This window comes from Nocardia abscessus NBRC 100374 (assembly GCF_000308455.1).
GTDB classification, from domain to species: Bacteria; Actinomycetota; Actinomycetes; order Mycobacteriales; family Mycobacteriaceae; genus Nocardia; species Nocardia abscessus.
In genome coordinates, this window is the sequence record NZ_BAFP01000272.1 from 1 (window position 1) to 20,512 (window position 20,512).

17 protein-coding genes are annotated in these 20,512 nt (G+C 68.0%); 14 read left to right on the forward strand and 3 right to left on the reverse strand.

Going from position 1 to position 20,512, the window contains the following annotated elements; translation table 11 throughout:
• Positions 1 to 328, forward strand: a 328-nt coding sequence (locus ON19_RS35575; protein WP_043703252.1) for an IS256 family transposase, incomplete at its 5' end; no start/stop codon positions are given.
• 124 nt (positions 329 to 452) lie between these two features.
• Here ON19_RS35575 and ON19_RS35580 read toward each other — a convergent pair.
• Complete coding sequence (locus ON19_RS35580) at positions 453 to 962, reverse strand: TetR-like C-terminal domain-containing protein (protein ID WP_169334252.1); 510 nt, start codon at positions 960 to 962, stop codon at positions 453 to 455.
• A 62-nt stretch (positions 963 to 1,024) separates the two neighbouring features.
• Here ON19_RS35580 and ON19_RS41150 point away from each other — a divergent pair, with 62 nt between their 5' ends.
• The 5 genes from ON19_RS41150 to ON19_RS44605 all read left to right on the forward strand — a co-directional run bounded on the left by ON19_RS41150 (position 1,025) and on the right by ON19_RS44605 (position 4,476).
• Complete coding sequence (locus ON19_RS41150; RefSeq protein ID WP_218006535.1) at positions 1,025 to 1,183, forward strand: hypothetical protein; 159 nt, start codon at positions 1,025 to 1,027, stop codon at positions 1,181 to 1,183.
• Positions 1,184 to 1,291: 108 nt separating this feature from the next.
• Complete coding sequence (locus ON19_RS35585; protein ID WP_083899866.1) at positions 1,292 to 2,611, forward strand: lipase family protein; 1,320 nt, start codon at positions 1,292 to 1,294, stop codon at positions 2,609 to 2,611.
• A gap of 83 nt (positions 2,612 to 2,694) precedes the next feature.
• Entirely contained in the window at positions 2,695 to 3,021 is a 327-nt protein-coding gene (locus ON19_RS35590) for a hypothetical protein (RefSeq protein ID WP_051169676.1), read from the forward strand.
• Positions 3,021 to 3,602: a carboxymuconolactone decarboxylase family protein gene (locus tag ON19_RS35595; RefSeq protein ID WP_043703255.1), complete on the forward strand. Its 582-nt coding sequence runs from the start codon at positions 3,021 to 3,023 to the stop codon at positions 3,600 to 3,602. The genes ON19_RS35590 and ON19_RS35595 overlap by 1 nt, the downstream gene beginning before the upstream one ends.
• Positions 3,603 to 3,831: 229 nt before the next feature.
• On the forward strand, positions 3,832 to 4,476 hold the full coding sequence (locus ON19_RS44605; RefSeq protein WP_043703259.1) for a VldE C-terminal domain-containing protein: 645 nt from the start codon (positions 3,832 to 3,834) through the stop codon (positions 4,474 to 4,476).
• Positions 4,477 to 4,516: 40 nt separating this feature from the next.
• Here the strand turns inward: ON19_RS44605 and ON19_RS35605 are convergent, their stop codons facing one another.
• Complete coding sequence (locus ON19_RS35605; RefSeq protein WP_063709537.1) at positions 4,517 to 6,979, reverse strand: FHA domain-containing protein; 2,463 nt, start codon at positions 6,977 to 6,979, stop codon at positions 4,517 to 4,519.
• A 516-nt stretch (positions 6,980 to 7,495) separates the two neighbouring features.
• Between ON19_RS35605 and ON19_RS41530 the strand changes: the two genes are divergently transcribed.
• From ON19_RS41530 to ON19_RS41160, 3 genes are all read left to right on the forward strand, one after another.
• Positions 7,496 to 8,374 (forward strand): DMT family transporter, encoded by an 879-nt coding sequence (locus tag ON19_RS41530; RefSeq protein ID WP_043703261.1) that lies wholly within the window; start codon positions 7,496 to 7,498, stop codon positions 8,372 to 8,374.
• Between the two features lie 17 nt (positions 8,375 to 8,391).
• Entirely contained in the window at positions 8,392 to 8,760 is a 369-nt protein-coding gene (locus ON19_RS44310) for an ADP-ribosylglycohydrolase family protein (protein WP_051169652.1), read from the forward strand.
• Between the two features lie 211 nt (positions 8,761 to 8,971).
• On the forward strand, positions 8,972 to 9,139 hold the full coding sequence (locus ON19_RS41160) for a DUF4236 domain-containing protein (protein WP_083899867.1): 168 nt from the start codon (positions 8,972 to 8,974) through the stop codon (positions 9,137 to 9,139).
• A 483-nt stretch (positions 9,140 to 9,622) separates the two neighbouring features.
• Here ON19_RS41160 and ON19_RS35620 read toward each other — a convergent pair whose 3' ends face one another.
• Positions 9,623 to 15,103, reverse strand: coding sequence for an ATP-binding protein (locus ON19_RS35620; RefSeq protein WP_043703264.1), 5,481 nt, complete (start codon positions 15,101 to 15,103; stop codon positions 9,623 to 9,625).
• Between the two features lie 659 nt (positions 15,104 to 15,762).
• Between ON19_RS35620 and ON19_RS42615 the strand changes: the two genes are divergently transcribed.
• The 5 genes from ON19_RS42615 to rhaI all read left to right on the forward strand — a co-directional run bounded on the left by ON19_RS42615 (position 15,763) and on the right by rhaI (position 20,482).
• The gene (locus ON19_RS42615; protein WP_157230022.1) at positions 15,763 to 15,909 is read left to right on the forward strand and encodes a hypothetical protein; all 147 of its coding nucleotides are present in this window, start codon (positions 15,763 to 15,765) and stop codon (positions 15,907 to 15,909) included.
• 343 nt (positions 15,910 to 16,252) lie between these two features.
• Entirely contained in the window at positions 16,253 to 17,332 is a 1,080-nt protein-coding gene (locus ON19_RS35625; protein WP_043703267.1) for a saccharopine dehydrogenase family protein, read from the forward strand.
• A 172-nt stretch (positions 17,333 to 17,504) separates the two neighbouring features.
• Positions 17,505 to 17,858 carry an L-rhamnose mutarotase gene (locus ON19_RS35630; RefSeq protein WP_043703449.1) on the forward strand — a complete coding sequence of 118 codons (354 nt, stop codon included), beginning with the start codon at positions 17,505 to 17,507 and terminating at the stop codon, positions 17,856 to 17,858.
• 52 nt (positions 17,859 to 17,910) lie between these two features.
• Complete coding sequence (locus ON19_RS35635) at positions 17,911 to 19,281, forward strand: MFS transporter (protein WP_227954763.1); 1,371 nt, start codon at positions 17,911 to 17,913, stop codon at positions 19,279 to 19,281.
• A gap of 1 nt (position 19,282) precedes the next feature.
• Positions 19,283 to 20,482, forward strand: coding sequence for an L-rhamnose isomerase (gene rhaI / locus ON19_RS35640; protein WP_051169653.1), 1,200 nt, complete (start codon positions 19,283 to 19,285; stop codon positions 20,480 to 20,482).
• The last annotated feature ends 30 nt before the right edge of the window (positions 20,483 to 20,512 follow it).

A 20,512-nucleotide genomic window follows, 5' to 3' on the forward strand; every position in this document is an offset into this window, starting at 1 on the left:
GGTCTGGGGCAGCAAATATCCTGCGATCGTGAAGCTCTGGTCGGATGCTTGGTCGGAATTTGTGCCGTTCCTGGCCTTCGACGTCGAGATCCGCAAGGTGATCTGCTCGACGAACGCGATCGAGTCGGTCAACGCCCGCATCCGCAAAGCCGTCCGGGCCCGCGGGCACTTCCCCAACGAGACCGCGGCCCTGAAATGCGTCTACATGGCGTTGATGAGCCTCGACCCCACCGGCAAAGGCCGCAAACGGTGGACCATGCGCTGGAAAGCCCCGCTCAACGCCTTCCAGATCGCCTTCGAAGGCCGATTGATCCCCACCAACCACTGAGAATCACCAACCAAGATCAACCGTTAATTAGACAGTCCCTCATCACCAGTGCCGACCTGCCACTGCGCGGATTCGCCGGACGTTTCAAGCTCTGAACGGCCCCGGGTTCGGTCCGGCGTGGCGGTCACTCTGTCACAAGGGTGTTCAGTTCGTCGGAGAACAGTAGGGCGGGGTCGAACTCCATTCCGGTGAAGTGCCCGGCGAGTTCGAGAGAGAGAACGCCGTGGAGCCGGGTCCAGAAGGACACGGCGCGGTGCAGCGTCGTGGTCGGTGCCGAGGGGTTCTCGGCCCATCGGCGATGGTGGTCGAGGTGGGCGTCGAACGGTGTCGCCGGTGATTGCGACGGCAGCGCGGAGAATGCCTCGATCAGCATCGTCATGATCTCGTTCGAGATCTCGGTGGTGTCATCGGGCGCGTGGTGGCCGGGGACGGGTGTGCCGTAGATGAGGAAGTATCGGTGTGGGTCGGCCAAGGCCCATGTCCGTAGGGCGTCGGCGAGCCCGGTGAGGTCGGCGCCTGAGTCCCGGGCCGCGCGCAGCGTGTCGGCGAGGCTTCGGTAGGCGTCGCGGATGAGCTCGGTGAGCAACTCGTCGCGGCCGGCGAAGTACCGATACAGCGCGGGGCCGCTCGCCAATCAGTGCATCCGCTGGAGCGGGCCGGCGATCGGTGACGGGTTGAGCATCGACGGTCGAATCCATGTCTGGACCTTCACCCCGGTGGACGGCGGCGTCCTGGTGCGCACCGAAGAGAACTGGCGGCGCCCAAGTCGAAGCGGACGTGCCGACCTCCACCCACTTCCTCGGCGCCGGTCTCGAAGCTTGGCTGGCCGACCTGCGGACCGCAGCCGAAGGCTGAGACAACGCCGCGTCCAGCACAGGTGCCCGTGCGTGACATCGCGTGCAAAAACTCGATTTCCTGGCGCTTCGGCTCTCCGTTCGGCGTGTCGCTCGAGGTTTGCTCACGATGTCGGATTTGAATGCAAGCTGGCTGGTCGACGAATGCCGCGAACTACCCGTGGAGGTCAAGGTCGTGATCCGGCAGTTTCTTCTTTCCCGCGGCAGCAGGCGCCGCGGTTCGGGTCGGGCCCGTAGCGCGATCGGCGGTGTGGCACTCGGGCTGCTCCTGGCGACGACGGCAACCGCGGAACCGCTGTATCCGCGGCCTGATCCGGACCAGTTCTATGCCGCCCCGGCGGATCTGGCGGCCCATCAACCGGGGGATGTGCTCGGCGTGCGGGCAATGCCGCCGCTGGCGATCTTTCCCGGCTCCACCGTCACGTTGGTCAAATTCCGGTCTACCAATTCGCGTGGGGCGCCGATCGCGGCGACAACCACGGTTCTCACCCCCTTCGGCCAGCGTCCTGGTGGGCCGCTGCTGTCGTATCAGCACTTCATCAATGCGCTCGGTACCAGCTGCGCGGTATCGCACGAGCTGTACGGCGACGATCTGAATCTGAGGGCGACCACGCCGATCTTGAACGTGGCGCTGACGCAGGGCTGGCAAGTCGCGCTGCCGGATCACCTCGGACCGCAGGTCGCGCTCGGGGCCGCGCGTTTGGGTGGCCAGATCGTATTGGACGGCATCCGGGCGTTGAAACGGCTGCCCGCACTCGCCCTGGAGCACAGCCCAACGGTGATGACCGGGTACTCCGGCGGCGGTCTGGCCACGGCATGGGCTGCCGCGTTGCAGCCGACGTACGCACCGGAGCTGAAGCTGGCGGGCGCGGCCATCGGCGGCGCCCCGATGAACCTGGTGTCGATGGCGGAGGCGCTGGGTCTGGAGCCGCACCCCTCGTTCGGGTTGGCCATGGCGGCGGCGATCGGTCTGGAGCGGGAGTACCCGGACCGGCTGCCGATCAGCTCGTATCTCAACCCGCGCGGCCTCGAGGTCGGTGAGGCCATGGCGAACAGCTGCAGCAACGACATCCTCACCGCGGGTATCGGCGGCAGCGCCGGCGAGTACCTCACCAGCACCTCGATCTTCGACAGCCGCGAAGCCCGATCGGTGGTCGAGGAGAACAGCCTGGAACTCTACGCCGGGGTGCCGGATACACCGATCCTCGAATGGCATTCGCCGGACGATCAGCAGATTCCCGTCGCTGCCATCGAAAACACCGTCCGCCGTTGGTGCGCGGCAGGGGTGCGGGTGCAGACGCTTCGGGTGCCCACGGTTGGACAGGGGCCCGCCATCGAGCATCTGGCCCCGGCCGTCCTGGGCGCACCCGCGGTAATGCAGTGGCTCGACGCCCGGGTTCGCGCGGAGCCCGCCCCCACCAACTGCTGACGAGCGGGCGTTTGCCGACACGCCGTGCCGGGGCGCAGCGTGTGCGGAGAAATAGCTGAACTGGACCGGATGTGGAGGCCGCTGTGCCGAATCAGGACAAGAAGCACGCAGCGCACCGAGCTCTGGTGGACCGCGTCCTGAACGGTAGGGGCACGGCCTCTCGGGACCAGCGCGCCCGCGCCTTCCACAATGCCGATGTTCCCCCGCCCTTGCACGCGCTGATCGACAGGGTCGCCACGAGGCCGGTGCAGGTCACCGACGCGGACTTCGCCGCAGCAAAGGCAGCGGGCTTCAGCGAGGATCAGCTCTTCGAGCTGGTGATATCCGCTGCGGTCGGCCAGTCCACCCGGCTGTACGACGCGGGACTGGCAGCCTTGGCCGAAGCAACCGGCAGTGAGGAGGCCGGATAGTGCGACTCGACATCCTCGATCGCGGTTACGGTACCGGGACCAAGTTGCTGTTCACGCTCATCCGGGTGTTCTCCGGGCAGCCGGTTCCCGACGCCGCCAAGCTGGTCTTCTACCGGCCCGACTTCTACGGCGCCCGGGCGAAGAAGTTCACCCACGAGGCGATGCGGGGACCTTCGACCTGGTCGGTGGCCGACCGCGAGCTGATGGCGGCCTTCGTGTCGAAGGTCAACGGCTGCGCGTTCTGCGTCGATGCACACACCGCGACAGCAGGGCAGGCGTACCAGGATGGTGCGAAGTTTCGGGCGGTGCTGGCCGACGTGGAATCGGCCCCCATCGAGGACGGGTTGCGGGCGACGTTGCGGATGCTCGGCAAGCTGGCCCGGGAAGGGACGGTGGGCGCCGAGGACATGCGGGAAGTGCTGTCCGCAGGTGTCACCCGCCGGCAGGTCGTGGACGCGCTGGCGGTCTGCGCCGCGTTCAACACGACCGACCGGCTCGCCGACGCCTTCGGCTTCGAACTGCTCAGCCCCGGAGGCTTCGAGGCAGGAGCCAAGTACCTGCTCACACGGGGCTACCGATAGGGCTGCGGCGCGACCTCACGCACCCGGTTCCGCCCGCCTCGCGCACGCACCGAGGTGGCCTATCCGACATCCATGTCGTCGCCCCGCCGCGACCGCGCAGTATGCCGCGCTGACCGCCAGTGCGACGCTGGGCACGAGGGTGACCTGTGGGCAGTAGGGCGTGACTTTTTCGCGACCTTTTCGTAATGTATCGGTGACCTATCCTCGACTGCTATCGGTAACCCACATCATGCCTGGTCAACACCGCAAACGGACCGCGGCCCGGAAGTTCACTTCTTTGGCTGCGGGTGTCATCGCGGCGACTGTCGCGGTCGTGCTGTGGGCGGCGATGCGACCGAGCACGGCTACTCAGAATGCCGCGGCGGTCGATTCGCCTCCGTCGTCCGTCGTCGAAACCTTTCCGGCCCCGACTACCGTGCCGCCGACGGCTCAGGCCGCACCGGCGGCCGCCGCCGAACAACCACCACCATCGGCCAAGGAAGCCGTACAGCACCCACCCCCTCCGCCCCCCTCCGTGCCGTGTTCGACTGAACTCGTCGGCACACGGCCGCACGTGGCACAGGTGGGAAACCTGCTCAAGAAGACGTTCGGCGTCACCGACATCGGCGGCGCCATCGGCCGTGCCGACGGCGACCACGGTGCCGGCTTGGCGCTCGATCTCATGACATCCGATTCCGCACGCGGCGACGCGATCGCCGATTTCGTGCTGGCCAATAAGCAGCGCTTCGGTGTGACCTACGTGATCTGGCGGCAGCGGTACAACGACGGCAACGGTTGGTCGTACCTGGAAGACCGCGGAAGCCCGACCGCCAATCATTACGACCACGTACACGTGTCGTTCGAGAAGTCTGCCGTCGTGGACGTCACCTGCTGATCGCGCGCCGCTACCGCGGACTCGGCCGTACTGGTCGGAATCAGATCGGCGCCGGGCGGGCACCGCGGCGCCGTGGGCGCAGCTGGTACAGGCGATACCAGGCCAGCCCGAGGAAGATGGCCCCTAGGCCGGCGACGACGCCCATGTCGATGAGCCACGCGCCGAGGGTGTGTTTCCACAGCGGGTCGGGTCCGCCCTCGTGCGGTGCGAGAGTGTCGAGGTCGAGAGTGGCGGCTCCCGCGCCGAACCCCCAACGGGCCGGTGCTATGTAGGACAGTTGCCCGAGGACAGGTGTGCCAGGGAGCCGCACCATCCCGCCCGTGAGCACCAGTTGCGCCATCGAGAGCACGATCAGCAGCGGCAGTGTCTTCTCCGAGGTGTTCACCGACACCGATACCAGCAGGCCCAGCGCCAGTGATGCGATGCCGAGCAGCGCCATCGACAGCATCAACTCCAGCTCGACCGACATGAATATCCCCTTCGGCGGCATACGCACACCGATGGTGCCGATCAAGACCAGAACCACCGCCTGCAGGGTGGTGATCACGCCCAGGACCAGAAGTTTCGACATCAGATAGACCCCCGCCGAGAGTCCGGCCGCGCGTTCTCTGCGGTAGATCGTCTGCTCCTTGACGATCTCGCGAATCGAGTTGCCGGTACCGACGAAGCATGCGGCGAATGCCAGAACCATGAGCTTGGTCTCGGCATCGACATTGGTTCCCGGCGCCCCGACGAACCCGTCGCCGGACGGCACCAGGGCGATGAGGGCGCCCAGTAGCAGCGGCATCACGCCGAGGAGCGCCAAATAGCTCCGGTCCGATGCGATCACCGCCAGGTATCGCCGGCACAACGTGCTGAGCTGGCTGAACTTCGACTGCGGCGCGGGTGGAGGAGCCGGTGGTCGAACTTTCGCCGGGCCGACATCGTCGGTCAGTCCGACCGCCACGTAGTTCTCGAATCGCGGTGATCCCCGGAACTCGCCGGCCCAGTCGCGATCTGGGTCGCGGTCGAATGCCTGGAACACCTCGGCCCAGCTGCGCTGCCCGAACTGCTGCAACCCCTCTGCCGGGGGCCCGTAGTAGGCCAGCCGACCGCCGGGCACCAGAACCAGCAGGCGGTCGCAGGCATCGAGATTCGCCACGCTGTGGGTGACCACGATGACCGTCCGCCCGTCGTGGGCCAGTTCGGACAGCATTTCCATGACCGTTTTGTCCAGGCCGGGGTCCAGGCCGGAGGTAGGTTCGTCGAGGAACAGCATGGACGGCTTGGTCAGCAGCTCCAGCGCGACGCTCACGCGTTTGCGTTGCCCGCCCGAGAGCTTGTCGATGCGGGTGTCGGCGTGCCGCGTCAAGCCGAGTTCCTCGAGGACCTCATCGACCCGCTGCTCGCGCTCCTCGCTGCGTGTATCACCGGGGAAGCGGAGTTCGGCCGCATAGAGCAAGGCGCGCCGCGTCGGGAGCTGGTTGTGCAGGATGTCCTCCTGCGGTACCAGTCCGATCCGGTGCCTGAGTTCGTCGTACTCGGTGTAGAGGTCGCGTCCGTCGTAGCGGACCGTCCCCTCCGTCGCCGGCTGCAACCCGGTGACCGCGCCGAGCAGCGTCGATTTGCCCGCGCCACTGGGCCCGATGACGCCGACGAGCGAACGTTCCGGGATCGGGAAGCTCATTTCGTCGAGGATCACCTTGCCTTCCGGTGTCCGCACGGTGAGGTTCTGCACCGAGACCGACACGTCGCCGGTGTCGACGGACTCCCGCAGTTCGTCGCCGATCAACCGGAAAGTGGCGTGCCCCATACCGATCAAGTCGGATTCGGCGAGGTCCGCGGTGTCGACCCGGGAGCCGTTGACGTAGGTGCCGTTGTGGCTGTCGAGGTCCACTACGCGATAGATGCCTTCGGCGATCACCTGCACTTCGGCGTGATGGCGGGAGACCATGAGGTCGGGCACCACGATGTCGTTGTCGGCGGCGCGACCGATCCGGAGCTTGGGCGATACGATCCGGACGGCCGCGAGAGGATGGGTCACCGGAGACGACGATCGCGATACTCGCCGGGGCAGACCCGGTTGGAACTTCGTGACCGTTGCTTCATCATCGAGGATGTATCCGGGATCGGGGACAACCATCGTGTCTCCACCGGCATCGGCGACCGCGTCGACATCGGATTCGTGATCTGTCGCTTCCACCGAGCAGGCCAGCTGTTCGCCGTCTACGGCGTGACCGAGCTGGAACGTCTCGTCATGGTCGATCACCATCCGCTCGACGCGGTGACCGTCGAAAAAGGTGCCGTTCAGGCTGCCCGCGTCCTCGATTTCCCAACCGTCCGATCCGCCTTCCAGAACGGCGTGCAGCGAAGATACCCGGGGATCGTTCACAACAATATCGGCTTCCGGATCGCGACCGACATTGTATGCGCCCCCGGCGCGGAGCCGATAGACGCGTTCCCTGGTCTGCACCACAAGAACCGGCGCCTCGGGGAATTCCGTGGAGGACGAATGATCCGCCATACTCGGAGTATACGACCGTGCCGCAGTGTGCCCGCAATAGTCGGTCACCCGTTGTCCCGTCGCGGTGTCCGCTCTACTCCGGTCACACGCTCGCGGCTGCACCCCGGCTGACCAGCATCGATACTCGTATAGAGCGGCAGACAAATCACATCCGGCCGTTCGGAAATCCCGGCCGCTCAGCCGCTGAAGGGCCACCCGACACGCCGGACAAGGAAAATCGCGGTGGAATGGTCATCCGAAGCCCGGTCCCGCAGGACGCAAGATCGAGGCTGAATATTTTCCATTTCGTATCCGTCGCGCGCTGATTTTTGTTACTTCCCGCATCGCGCCGTCAATGTGGACTCCGACCTCGACCGGCTTTTACTTCCCATAACGATGCGGTAGAAATGGCGCGCTCGACGGCAACCCACATACGTTCGTGACCGCTTGCACGCGGACAATTCCGGCATCGAGGCCGACCGAGCGCGCAGCGCCGTCCGGCACGGCCCGTCGACCGCGCCGGAGTAACCTACCGACGTGTCGTCCTCACAGGTCGCCGTCGTTCTCGCCCTCGGCGCGGCTGTGTGTATCGCGCTCGGGGCGGCGATCCGTCAGCGTGCCGCCGCCCGAACGGCCGGCACGCCTGATTCGCTCATGGCTGGTCTTCTCCGTACCCCCGATTGGTGGCTGGGGACGCTCGTCGGCCTCGGTGGATTCGCCTTCCAGGCGGCCGCCTTGGGTAAGGGCGCGCTGATGCTCGTGCAGCCCCTACTGGTGCTGTCGCTGCTGTTCGTGCTGCCGCTGGGCGCGTGGCTCAACGGGCGCTCGGTATCCACCGGCGAATGGGCATGGGCGGTTGCCCTCACCGCCGGGGTCGCGATTCTGGTGATGGTCGGCGACCCCCGGCCCGGCCGGCCACACGCCGAGACGTCGCACTGGGTGATCGCGGGGCTCGTCGCTGTTCCCCTGTTCGCCGCCGCGCTGCTCGGTGCCCGTACCTGGCCGGGGCCGCGGCGCGCGGTACTGCTCGGTCTGTCCTCCGGCGTGCTGTTCGGGCTCGCCGCCGTGCTCCTGAAGGGCGTTGTCGCAACTACCGACCGGGGCTCGAAGGCGGTGCTCGTATCGGCCGAGACGTATGCGCTGATCGTCGTCGGCCTCACCGCCACTGTGGTGCAGCAGTACTCGTATCGGGCCGGAAGCCTGCAGGCATCGTTCCCTGCGGCGACGGTCGTCGAACCGGTGGTGGTCGGGGCCCTCGGATTCCTGGCGCTCGGCGAGTACCTGGATGTGGACGTCGCGCTGGTCGCGCTGCTGGTGGCCGCACTCGCGACGGTGATCGTCGCGACGGTCGCGCTCGCGCGCAGCAAAGGCGCGGCCACCGAGACCGCCTGGACGACGGTGACACGAGCCGACTGATTCGCCGTGCTCGTACCATGCTCGGAGCCTCCGCGCAGGAGGCGGCGGATGAACTCGGCAACGGGTCTCTGGTCACGGCAAAGAAGACGGTGCCGTTCACGATATGGGTAGCGGCGCAGCATCTGGACGACTATCCGGCCGCGATCACCACATGTATTGCGGCAGATGGAGATATCGACACAACGAGCGCCATCGTCGGCGGGATCGTCGCCGCCTACACCGGCGCCGGATTTCGCCCCGGTCCGATTGTCGGAGTGCCGCAGACGTGGCTTGCCGCGCGAGAACCGTTGCCCGGCTGGTTCGAACCGGTCCGTCGAACGCGACAGCGCGAGAATTCTGGACTCGGCCGCGTCCGAAGATGGTTATCCGGCGCGCCTCGAGCTTAACCACCCGGACGATCTCGCTGCTCACCGGCAGTTGCGCAGGTATGCGGGCCATCCGGCCATGCGGGCCGTCCGGCCGGCCGAGAGAACGTTCGCTGCCACAGTATTGGCACGGCGGGTGAGAGTCGGAGGCGTTGTTTGGTGGCCCCTGACCAGGGAAAGCAATGGGGGATAACCCGATCGGATATCCTGAGGCAAGTCAGGGAGGCTACTCATGCCCCTCAAATACCGTCAGCGCAGATCCTTCGGGCCGCTGAAGCTCAATTTCACCCAATCGGGTCTGTCCTCGTGGAGTATCAAAATCGGCCCGTGGTCGTGGAACTCGCGCAGCAAGAAGAACAGTGTCGACCTGCCGGGTCCGCTGAGCTGGCGCCAGCGCTGAGCGCACCGGCGCTTTCGCGAGCACAGCCACGCGAGTTCGCTTGCTGCGGGTGCGACCGGCCTCAGCTGGCTCGCCGGTGACGAATCGACCTGTCCGCCTCGATGTTTCGGACGTGCTACCGCGCCCGAGTAGACGATGCCCCTGCTTCGCCAGGAAGCAGGGGCCGATCGCCGAGCATCTCAGCACCGAGGTCGCCCAGTGTGGGCTCATCCACAATCCAGCGCGCCCACACCGAGCAACCGACCAGGGGAGTGCCGCAAGGCCGTTCCATGGTCGGCCGCATCGTCTGACGTATCGCCTTCCGCGGCACCGACAATCGCCGTGCCCGGCCGACTTTGCCCGAAGGTCGAACGCGCCACCGTCTGACTCACCGGATAGGGCGTCTGACCCTTAGCTGCGAACGCCATGACCGGGCGTTCGCAGCCTTCCTCCACCTTGCTGCCGCCCTCGCCTGTTACAAAAACCGAGGGCGGCCGAATTCGATCACGAAGTCCGGGTGGGTTGGTCGGTCAGGTGTGCTTCGATGGCCTCGATGATGCGGGGGCGGAGTTCGGAAGCGCGAATGATGGCGTCGACCGAACCGACCTCGACAGCGCGCTGAATATTGTGCACGCGGTCGAATTCCGCGGCTACCTCGCCGAGCTTTTCCGTGCGGACCGACGACCGGATCTCGTCGAGTTCCGCGGTCAGGGCCGCGCGGTCGGTGCCGCTCGCGCTTGCGGCGCGTGTCTCCAGTTCCCGCACTCGCGGGTCGACCGCGGTGCGTTTGTTGACCTCGTGGGAGAACACCACCGCAGCGGCTGGGGCGCCGCCGAGTACCGAGGCGAACGAGCCTTCCAACGCGAGCACGGTCATATTCGGGTTCAGCGCCTTCGAGAACACCACGAACGCGCCGCCGTGGTATCGGGAGATGACGCAGAACACGATGGGACCGTCGAAGTTCACGATGGCGCGGCCGATCTCGGCGCCGTACTCCAACTGCAGTTTCCGCATCGACTCCGGCGAACCGTCGAATCCGGACAGGTTCGCCAGCACGACCAGCGGCCGGTTGCCGCTGGCGGCGTTGATCGCCCGTGCGGCCTTCTTGGACGACAGCGGGAACAGCGTGCCCGCGGTGTAGGTGTCGGGGCCGTCGGTGGACGGGAAGCCGCGACGCGGCACACTCCGTGACTCGATGCCGAGCAGGCATACCGGGATACCGCCGAGCCGTGCGTCCTGCACCACGGCGGTATCGGCGTCGGCCATACCCGCCCACCGTTCCAGGACCGGGTGGTCCTGATCGGACACCGCCCGCATCACCGTCCGGATGTCGAAGGGCTTCTTCCGATCCGGGTTGGCGGTGGCGGAGAAGATTTCCCCGACGGTGGTGAAGTCGCTGTCCGCGGAGACATGCGGGAAATCGGAGACGTCGCGATCGACCGGGTCGCTGGTTTGCGACCGCCGCGGTGCCTGCTCCCCGGGAGCGATGTAGGTGTGGTCGTAGTGCGACATCAGCACGTCCCGCGCCGCGGCCAGATTCGGCGCCCAGTACTGTGCCTGCCCGTTCGGGCCCATCACCCGGTCGTAGCCGCCGATGCCGAAGTTGTCCTCGGCCGAGACGCCGCCGGAGAAGTCCAGAGCCTGCTTGCCGGTGAGCACCATCGCCGAGTCCGGGGTCATCACCAGGATGCCCTTGGTGTGCATGAGCATTGTCGCCTCGGCGTTCCAGTACGGCTGCGCGCCGACGTTGATGCCCGCCACGACGATATTGATCTCGCCGCCGTCCTGGGTGAACTCGACGATTCGCTTGAGCGCGGCGGCTACCCAGTCCATGTTCTCGGTGCCCGATTGCATGGAGATCCGAGCACCGGAGGACAGCGCGTACCACTCCAGCGGTACCCGCATCGTTTCGGCCAGGTCCAGGGCGGCGATCACGCGACGGCACTCGGCTTCGGACAGCGCGCCGAGCGATTTGGTCGGATCGCCGAGCAGTACCACCCGGGTGACGCCCTGCGGGTGCTGCTGGGTCGGCGTGGTGACCACACCGGCGACGATCGCCGCTTTGTTGCGTCCCTTGGGCCGGTCGACCGCTACCAGGGCGTGGTCGGCATCCAGATCGTATTCGGTGAACTCGCCCAGCAGACCGGTCAGTTCGTAGGGGTAGACGGTGTTGCGGCTCGCCGCCCCGAGCACTTTCTGCCGGTACTCGTCGAGAGGTTCGACCGGGTTGTCGGTGCGCTCACCGATCGTGACCTGAGTGCCGGTGGCGTCGAAGGAGATACGCACGGCGACCTTGACCAGCTCGCCGGTCTCCGGGGTGCGATGCCGGGCGATGAGCAGGATCTCCTCCAGCCCTGCGCCCAGAGTGGTCGGCTGGATGCGCTCGACGAGGTTGTCCAGCTCCGCGCGGGTGATGTCGAGCGGCGGCCAGATGTACATCACGATGCGGTTGGTGTGGAAACGGGCGGCCGACGACCGCAGCGACCGCGCCCGGCGGATCGAGTCCAGGCACGCGGCGATGGTGTTCTCCGCCGTCGGCAGCGCGAGCAACCGGCCCTCGTGGTCGCGCAGCGCGGCCAGGTCACGTACCTGCGTGAACGCGATGAGGCGCTCGTCGGCGGGGTTCTCCTTCGCCACGCAGCGGAAGAGGTAGACCTCCTCGTCGGAGGACGGCTGGCGGGTGAGGTCGAACTTGTGCAGCCGCGTCATCTGCATCCGCTGCGCGATGTACGGGTGCAGGCCGCGGATCAACCGCTCCTCGGCCATGCCGGTCACCGACGGGCGGAACGTGAAGTGATGGTGCATCACCGCGCCGTTGCTGCCGGCCACGGTGGCGGTGACCCGGTGCACCTGGTTCGGCAGGGGCCGCGCGGCGAGCGCCTCGTGCAGCACAGCGGCCATCGCGTCGAAGCCCTCGGGCTGGTTCTCCCAGCTCAGGTAGATGTCGGCCTCGATGGACGCGGTGCCGCCTGCCAGCTCGGCGAGACCGACCAGCACTGTGTCGAGGGCGTCGAACCGCACCGCGGCCGAAACCAGGCTGGTGCCCTTGCGTTCGGCGATCACGAAGGTGCAGCCGCCCGCCTGCTCGGTACGGACGCTGGTGAGCCCTTTGTTGCCGTAGTAGCGGCGGGTGAGTACCTCCAGCATGACGGTGTTGTCCACGCCGCCGTGTACCAGGCGCTGGCCGAGCAGCCGCACCAGCGGCTCGGTGCTGCGCACCATCTCGGCGATGCGGTCGTCGCGGTCGGGAGTGTCCGGGTGCGCGTCCAGATGACGCAGGTGCTTGCGGACGGTGTTGTACACCTCGGCGCGATTGCGCCGCAGCAGCGGCTGGCCGTACCAGGCGTACACCAGGCCGCGGGCGAGGTCGGCGATCACCGGGAAGCGCACCTGTGTCGCGCCGACCAGCCGCTCCAGCGCCAAACCGACGGGCTCGCCCAACGCCCGCTCCGGCACCGGCTCGCGCAGCCACTCGCGCAGCAGCGTGGTGATGACCTCCACGGTGTCGGACGGCCGTTGCTGGGCGAGGAAGATCCGGAAGACCGCGGCCTCGAGGTCGGGAGTGCGTTCCAGATCGGTGACGCCGTAGTGGCCGAGCGCCTTGGCGAGCTTGGCGCGGTAGGACTCCGGCAGCCCGGCCCGCTCCACGTCGAGACTTCGCATGTAGGTGTGGAAGTACTCGCGGGCGCTGTGCACGTGGCTCTGGCCGCCGCCATCCTCGTCCCACGAGCGGTTGTGGCTCAGTTCGGCGAGGTCGGCGAACACCTGAACGAGTTCGACCTCCTCGGCCAGCGGCCTGCGGTTGTCCGCCACGGCCGCCCGGCGCAGGGTGAGGTAGTCGCCGAGGACGCGGCGATCGTCATGCGGGTCGACATCGAAGCCGAGCAGCAGGCTGCGCAGGTCTTGCAGAGTGCGCGCCACCCGCTCGTGCGGCTGAGCGGGCGCCGGCTCCACCGGCAGATCCAGTTCGACCGCCTCCACGGCCGCGCCTTCGGCCTCCTCGCCGTCCTCGGCGAGGGGCTCCAGCCGCAGCAGCGGCGCGCCCGTCTCCACCTGGCTGCCGACGGAAACCGCGCACTCCTTCAAGCGGGCTCGGAACGGCGCGCGCAGCACCGTCTCCATCTTCATGCTCTCCAGGACCAGCACGGGCGCGCCCGCCTCGACCTCGGCGCCGACTTGGAGCGGAGTGGCGACGACCAGCGCGGGCGCAGGGGAGCGGACGACGCCACCCTCGTCCCGGCTGATCCGGTGCGTCACCCCGTCGACGTCGACGAGGTGGATCGGTCCGTGCGTGCCCGTGGTGAGGCGGTACCGGGTGCCGTTGACCACGATCTGCCCGGTGTGGTGGTCGAAGCGCTCCAGATCAACGTCGGCGATGCGGAGATCCCCGCCCGCCTCCACACCGACCCGGAAGCGATGAGCACCGACGCGCGCGACGCGCACCCGGTAGCCGACACCGCGCAGCTTCAGGTCGTGCGGCCGCCCGCTCTGGTGCTGCACCTGCGGGCGTCCGCCGGCGGCGGTGGACAGCAGCCGGTCCCGCTCGACCCGCTCTTCCTCCTCGTAGGCGTCGATGGCGGCCGCGGCCACCGCGACGGTGGAGTGGCGGTGCGACACGAGACGGCCCTCGCCGCGCACCCGGTCGATCCAGCCGGTGTCGGCGACCGCGTCGATCACCTCGGGCTGAGCGAGCAGGTCGAGTACGAAACTCTTGTTGGTGGCGCCGCCCTCGATGACCACTCGGGTCTGCGAGACCGCCCGGCGCAGCCGGCCCAGCGCCTCGTCGCGGTTGCGGCCGTAAGCGATGATCTTGGCGATCATGGAGTCGAAGTCGGCGGGGATCGTGTCCCCCTCGCTGACGCCGGTGTCCACGCGGATGCCGGGGCCCGCGGGCAGGTCCAGGCGGGCGATACGGCCCGGGGCGGGCGCGAAGTCGCGATCCGGATCCTCGGCGTTGAGCCGCGCTTCGATGGCGTGGCCGCGCTCGGCCGGTGGCTCACCCTCGAGCCTGCCGCCGGAGGCTACGTGCAGCTGCGCCCGGACCAGGTCGAAGCCGGTGGTGGATTCGGTGATCGGGTGTTCGACCTGCAGCCGGGTGTTGACCTCGAGGAAGGCGAACAGCTGGTCACCGGGGTGGTACAGGAACTCGACGGTCGCCGCGCCGCGGTATCCGACCGCGATCGCCAGCCGCTCCGCCGACGCCTTGAGTTCGGCGGTCTGCTCGGGGCTCAGCACCGGCGACGCCGACTCCTCGATGATCTTCTGGTTGCGTCGCTGCACCGAGCAGTCGCGCACGCCGAGGGCCCACGCGGTGCCCTGGCCGTCCGCGATCACCTGCACCTCGACGTGCCGGGCCCCGGTGACCAGCCGCTCCAGGAAGACGACGCCGCTGCCGAAGGCGCGCGCGGCTTCCTGGCGGGTGCGTTCGTAGGCGTCGACGAGTTCGGCTTCGTTGGTGATCACCCGGATACCGCGACCACCGCCACCCGCGGTCGCCTTGAGCATCAGCGGGTAGCCGATCTCGGCCGCGGCGGTCAGGGCGGCCTCCACGGATTCGACCGCGCCCCGGCTCCACGGCGCGACCGGCACCCCGACCTCCTCGGCGATCAGCTTGGCGCCGATCTTGTCGCCGAGCTTGCGCATCGCCTCCGGGGCGGGGCCGATGAAGGTGATCCCGATCTGCTCGCACAACTCCGCGAACGCAGGGTCTTCCGCGACGAAACCCCAGCCGACCCAGGCGGCATCCGATCCGGTCGCCACCAGCGCCCGTTCGAGTGCCTTCAGGTCCAGGTAGGGGCGTGCGGACGCGGGACCGAGATCGTAGGCGATGTCGGCTTCCCGCACGAACGTCGCGGTCCGGTCCACATCGGTGTAGAGAGCGACGGTTTCGATCGGTCGCGCGGTCTCTGCCGCCAGATCCCGGACAGCGTGGATAAGGCGCATTGCCGCCTCTCCCCGGTTCACAATGGCGATCCGATTGAACACTCGCCTGGCTCCTTTCTCTCCGATGCGTGGCCCGGTCGACAGGCTTGCCGATCGCGGCTCTGCGTAGTGTGCACCTCGAGTGTTGATATATACACAGCGTCCGGGTATTACTCGCCCGTATACGTGTATTACTCGCCCGTATATGTGGTCGAGCCGTCCGCTACTTGCAGCCGCGTCCGCCCGGGCTTGCGGTCTGGCGGGCCCGATGTAGCGACTCCCGAGTACGGGCCGGCCCACGAGCGGGACGAACACAAACCACATTAGGCCCGAAGTGCCTGAAGTGGGTGGATCAGGCCAGGCGCGGATCGGGTGTTCGCCGGGAAGGCCGAGCAGCAGCCGCATCCGCGGCAGGTGCCGGCGCGGTTAGCGGGCGAGGCCGGTCATGGTCAGCGTGCCGTTTTACTTCGGCGAACTCGAATGTCCTTGTGGAGCAGGCTGGGAACTTCGATCGACAGTGTTTGTCCAGACCAGTTGATCGGTCGGAAAATGCCGAACGCTCCCTTGTCGGGTGAACGTACCCGTGTCGGGGCTGGTCCTGGCCCCTCGGTGAATGGTCCGCCTGGTCTGGCTACGGGGCCGATGAGCGGTGCGCGCGGTTGTCTCCGCGTCGATGATCGGAGGTAGGTGTCTGTCGCAGCGTTGCGCGGGACACTGGGCCCATGACCACGCCGTTCGAAGATCCCAACGAAATTCCGCTGTTCGTACCGCCCGACGCCGACGATCCGGTCGAAGCTCTCGCCGAAGCCATTGTCCTCGGCGACGAACACTGGATCCGCATGCTCGGTGTCGAGGAGTCGACCGACTGAATGCCCGGCTGCGCTTCGGGCCACGCGCCGGATGGACGGCTGCGTCATCTCGGATCGGCCGGAGCGTGCGAAACTGGCTCCGATGGTGAGCGATTCGAGGTTCCTGCGCGTCGACGGTGATGGTTCGGTCATTATCCGCGCCACCGCGACACTGCTGTGGTGATCATCGACTGGGTGATCGCTTCTTCTGGCGCACCCAACCGCCCCCGCGTGCCGACCACCGCGCACGCCGAGGGACTGCTGCGCCCGTCATGATTTCGAGTCTGGACGCATTCGCCACGGCGCGATCGCGACTGCACCGTGTCCATCCTGACCGACGAACAGAAACATAGGTGACTAGCCAATGCCGAAGATCGTGTTGTTCGGCGCCACCGGGTACACCGGCCGCTTGACCGCCGAGGCCCTGATCGCCCGTGGCGCCGCCCCCGTGCTGGCCGCCCGCAACGCCACCGCGCTCGAGAAGCTGGCCGCCGACCTCGGCGGCGCGCAGACCGCGGTCGCCGACGTGACCGACCCCGGCTCGGTGCGGGCGCTGCTCGGCCGAGGCGACGTGCTGGTGACGACGGTCGGGCCGTTTCTGCGCTACGGCGGACCCGCGCTGGCAGCGGCCCTCGCGGCGGGCGCGCACTACTTCGACTCCACTGGGGAAGGCCCGTTCATCCGCAGCGTGTTCGACCGCGACGACGAGGCGCGCAAGGCAGGCGTGAGCCTGCTGACCGCGTTCGGGTTCGATTACGTGCCCGGCAACCTGGCCGCCGGTCTCGCCTTACGCGAAGCGGCGGACGCGGTCCGCGCGGACGTCGGCTACTTCATCGCCGGCCCCGGCACCAGCGGCGGCACCCGCGCGTCCATGGCCGGGATGCTGTTCGAACGCGGCTTCGCCCTCCGCGGCGGTCGGATCGTGCCCGAGCGGACCGGTTCACGGATCCGCAGCTTCGACGTCGCCGGTCGCCCGCGTACGGGAGTTTCGATCCCCGGTTCGGAACACCTCGCGCTGAGCCGCGCCTACCCGCGACTGCGTGAGGCCGACGTCTTCCTCGGCCTACCGTCGCTAGCCGCTCGTGGCCTGCAGGCCGGCTCATTGCTCGCCGGCGCCGTCGCACGCGTGGAGCCGGTGAAACGGCTGGCCGAGGGTGCGCTGGAACGCGTCGTGCAGGGCTCGACCGGCGGCCCGGGACCGGAAGCGCGGGCTCGCACTCGCTCTTGGGCGGTCGCCGAGACATTCGACGACACCGGCCGCGTCCTGGCGTCGGTGACACTGGCCGGAAGCGACCCCTACGACTTCACCAGCGCGATCCTCGCCTGGGGTGCGCAGACCGCGCTGGACGGCGGTCTGCTCGGTACCGGTGCGCTCGGCCCGGTCGACGCGTTCGGCTTGGACGCGCTCACCGCCGGTGTGGCTGATGCGGGGTTCAGCCGGTAGCGGTTCGCCGCGGCGACCGATCTGCTCGATCATCCGGGCGGGCCCCTGGGCGGGATCAGTTCGGCTCCCGAGGCGAAGGCTGCGCGCAAAGCCTGTTGACCGGATCACCTTCCAGTTGTACGGTGACTGCACTCACAAATTGAAACGTTTCAATGACGAGGCGGAACCCCTGATGCTCGACATGACCCAACGAGTCTGCTTCCTACTGGCCCTGCGTCCGGAGCGGATCGACGACTACCTTGCCGCGCACGCCACCGTGTGGCCGGAGATGCTGGACGCGCTGCGGGTGGCGGGCTGGGCGAATTACTCGCTCTTCCTGCGTCCCGAGGATGGCTTGGTGGTCGGCTACCTGGAGACCCCGGACTTCGCGCGGGCACAGGCGGCAATGGCGGCCACCGAGGTCAACGCGCGCTGGCAGGCGAGCATGGCCCAGTATTTCCAGGCGCCCGCGTTCTCCCGGGTTCAGCCGGGCGCGCGGCCGGACGAGTCCTTGCACCGCCTCACCGAGTACTTCCACCTCGACTGATCCACGGTCCCCGACTCCGCTCCGACACCCCTGCTAGACCCCGAGGAAGACCATGAAGGTAGGCGCACGATCCACCACCGGGTGGAAAGCGACGATCTCCGTCGCGATGTCCAACTACATCGAGGCGGGCTCCATCATCGCCATCGCCACCAGCCTGACCTTTTGGCAGGACGCGTTCGGCATCAGCAACTTCGCCGTCGGCCTGCTGGCCGCGCTGAGCGCCAACGCGTTCGGCGCGGCGATCGGCGCCGGCATCGGCGGCCCGCTGTGCGACCGCTTCGGGCGCAAGGCGATCTACACCTACGACCTGCTGGTGTATATGGCCGGCGTGCTGCTCGCGGCGTTCGCGGTGAACTTCGCGATGCTGCTGGCCGCGTTCGTGATCACCGGCATCGCGGTCGGCGCTGGCGTGCCCGCCTCCTGGACCTACATCGCCGAACAGGCGCCCACCACCGAGCGGGCCCGCCACGTCGGCACCGCGCAGCTGGCCTGGTCGGTCGGCCCGCTGGTCGGTTTCGCGCTGGCGGCGGCGCTGGCGCCGCTGGAACTGCTCGGCTCGCGCCTGATCTTCCTGCACCTGTTCGTGGTGGCGGCCGTCGTCTGGTGGATCCGGCAGGGCCTCACCGAATCGAAGATCTGGCAGGACGAGGCCGAGTCCAGCGCGGGCGCGCCCGTGCGGTCCGCCACCGGGGGCCAGGGACTGGGCGGGCTCTTCTCGCGCCGCATCAACCTCACCGCCCTGCTCGTGCTGATGGGTATCTATGGCTTCTGGAACACCGTCGCAGGCCAAGCGGGCATCTTCATGCCGCGGGTCTACGACAGCGCGGGCGTGCACAGCGCAGTGCAGCAGAACTTGCTGCAGGTGCTGGTGTGGGGCTGCACTGTCGCGGCGACGTACTTCGGTTTCATGGCTTACGCCGACCGGGTCTCGCAGCGGCTGCTCTACGTGATCGGCGCGGCGCTGGGCGTACTGGCCTGGTGCGTGCTGGTGTTCTTCACCGACGCGGGGATGCCGACCCTGCTGATCTTCGCGGTGCTGTGGGGCGTCTCCAGCGGTATCGGCGCGCAGGCCTTCTACAGCCTGTGGACCAGCGAACTCTTCGCCACCCCCTACCGGGCCGGCGCCCAGGGCTTCATGTTCTTCGTGGTGCGCTCGGCGACCGGCCTGCTCAGCTACTTCTTCCCGACCATGCTCGCCGCCACCGGGCTCACCACCGTCGGTCTGCTGCTGATCGGCCTGCTCACCGTCGCGCTGGCGATCGGCGCGGTGTTCGCGCCGCGGACGCAGGGCAAGACCCTGCGCGAGATCGAGATCGAGCGCTACGGCAGCCCGGTCGGCGAGCCCGGCGGGGTCGGGCTGCGCACCGTCATCAGCACCGAGACCGGCCGCGGCGTCGAGGGCACCCCCGTGGGAGGGCACTGACATGGCGAACCCGCATCCGTCGTCCTCCGTGGAGGGAGAGCCGCCCGTGTCCGTCGACGCCGTGCTGCAGTCCCTCGCGATCGAGCTGCCATCCTGGGCGTTCGGCAACTCCGGCACCCGATTCAAGGTGTTCGGCACTCCCGGCACGGCCCGTACCGTCCAGGAGAAGATCGCCGACGCGGCCACCGTGCACCGGCTCACCGGCCTCGCGCCCAGCGTCGCCCTGCACATCCCTTGGGACACGGTCTCGGACTACGGCGAGCTCGCCCGCTACGCGGAGGCTCTGGGGGTCCGGCTCGGCACCGTCAACTCCAACACCTTCCAGGACGACGACTACAAGTTCGGCAGCCTGACCCACACCGACGAACGGATCCGGCAGAAGGCGATCGACCACCACCTCGCCTGCCTGGAGATCATGGAGCAGACCGGCTCGCGGGACCTGAAGATCTGGCTCGCCGACGGCACCAACTACCCGGGCCAAGCGGACATCCGCGGCCGCCAGGACCGGCTGGCCGAATCGCTGGCGACCATCTACCAGCACGTCGGCGCGAACAAGCGGCTGGTGCTGGAGTACAAGTTCTTCGAGCCGGCCATGTACATGACCGACGTGCCGGACTGGGGCACCGCGTACACCCAGGTCAGCGCGCTGGGGGAGCGGGCGGTGGTGTGCCTGGACACCGGCCACCACGCGCCGGGCACCAATATCGAGTTCATCGTGGCGCAGTTGCTGCGGCTGCGGAAGCTCGGTTCGTTCGACTTCAACTCCCGCTTCTACGCCGACGACGATCTGATCGTCGGCGCGGCCGATCCGTTCCAGCTGTTCCGCATCCTGTTCGAGGTGCTGCGCGGCGGCGGCCTCGACCCGGCATCCGGGGTCGCGCTGATGCTCGACCAGTGCCACAACATCGAGGACAAGATCCCCGGCCAGATCCGCTCGGTGCTCAATGTGCAGGAGATGACGGCGCGCGCCGCGCTCGTCGATCTCGACGCGCTCGCCGCCGCCCAGGAGTCCGGTGACGTGCTCACCGCCAACGCCGTGTTCATGGACGCCTTCTACACCGACGTCCGGCCGCGGCTGGCGCGGTGGCGGGCCGAGCGGGGCCTGCCCGAGAACCCGATGGCCGCCTACGCCCGGTCCGGGCAGCAGGAACGGCTCGCCGCCGAACGCGCGAGCGGCGGCGCCGCCTCCTGGGGCGCCTGACCATACCGACCACCCGAAACGAGGAAACAC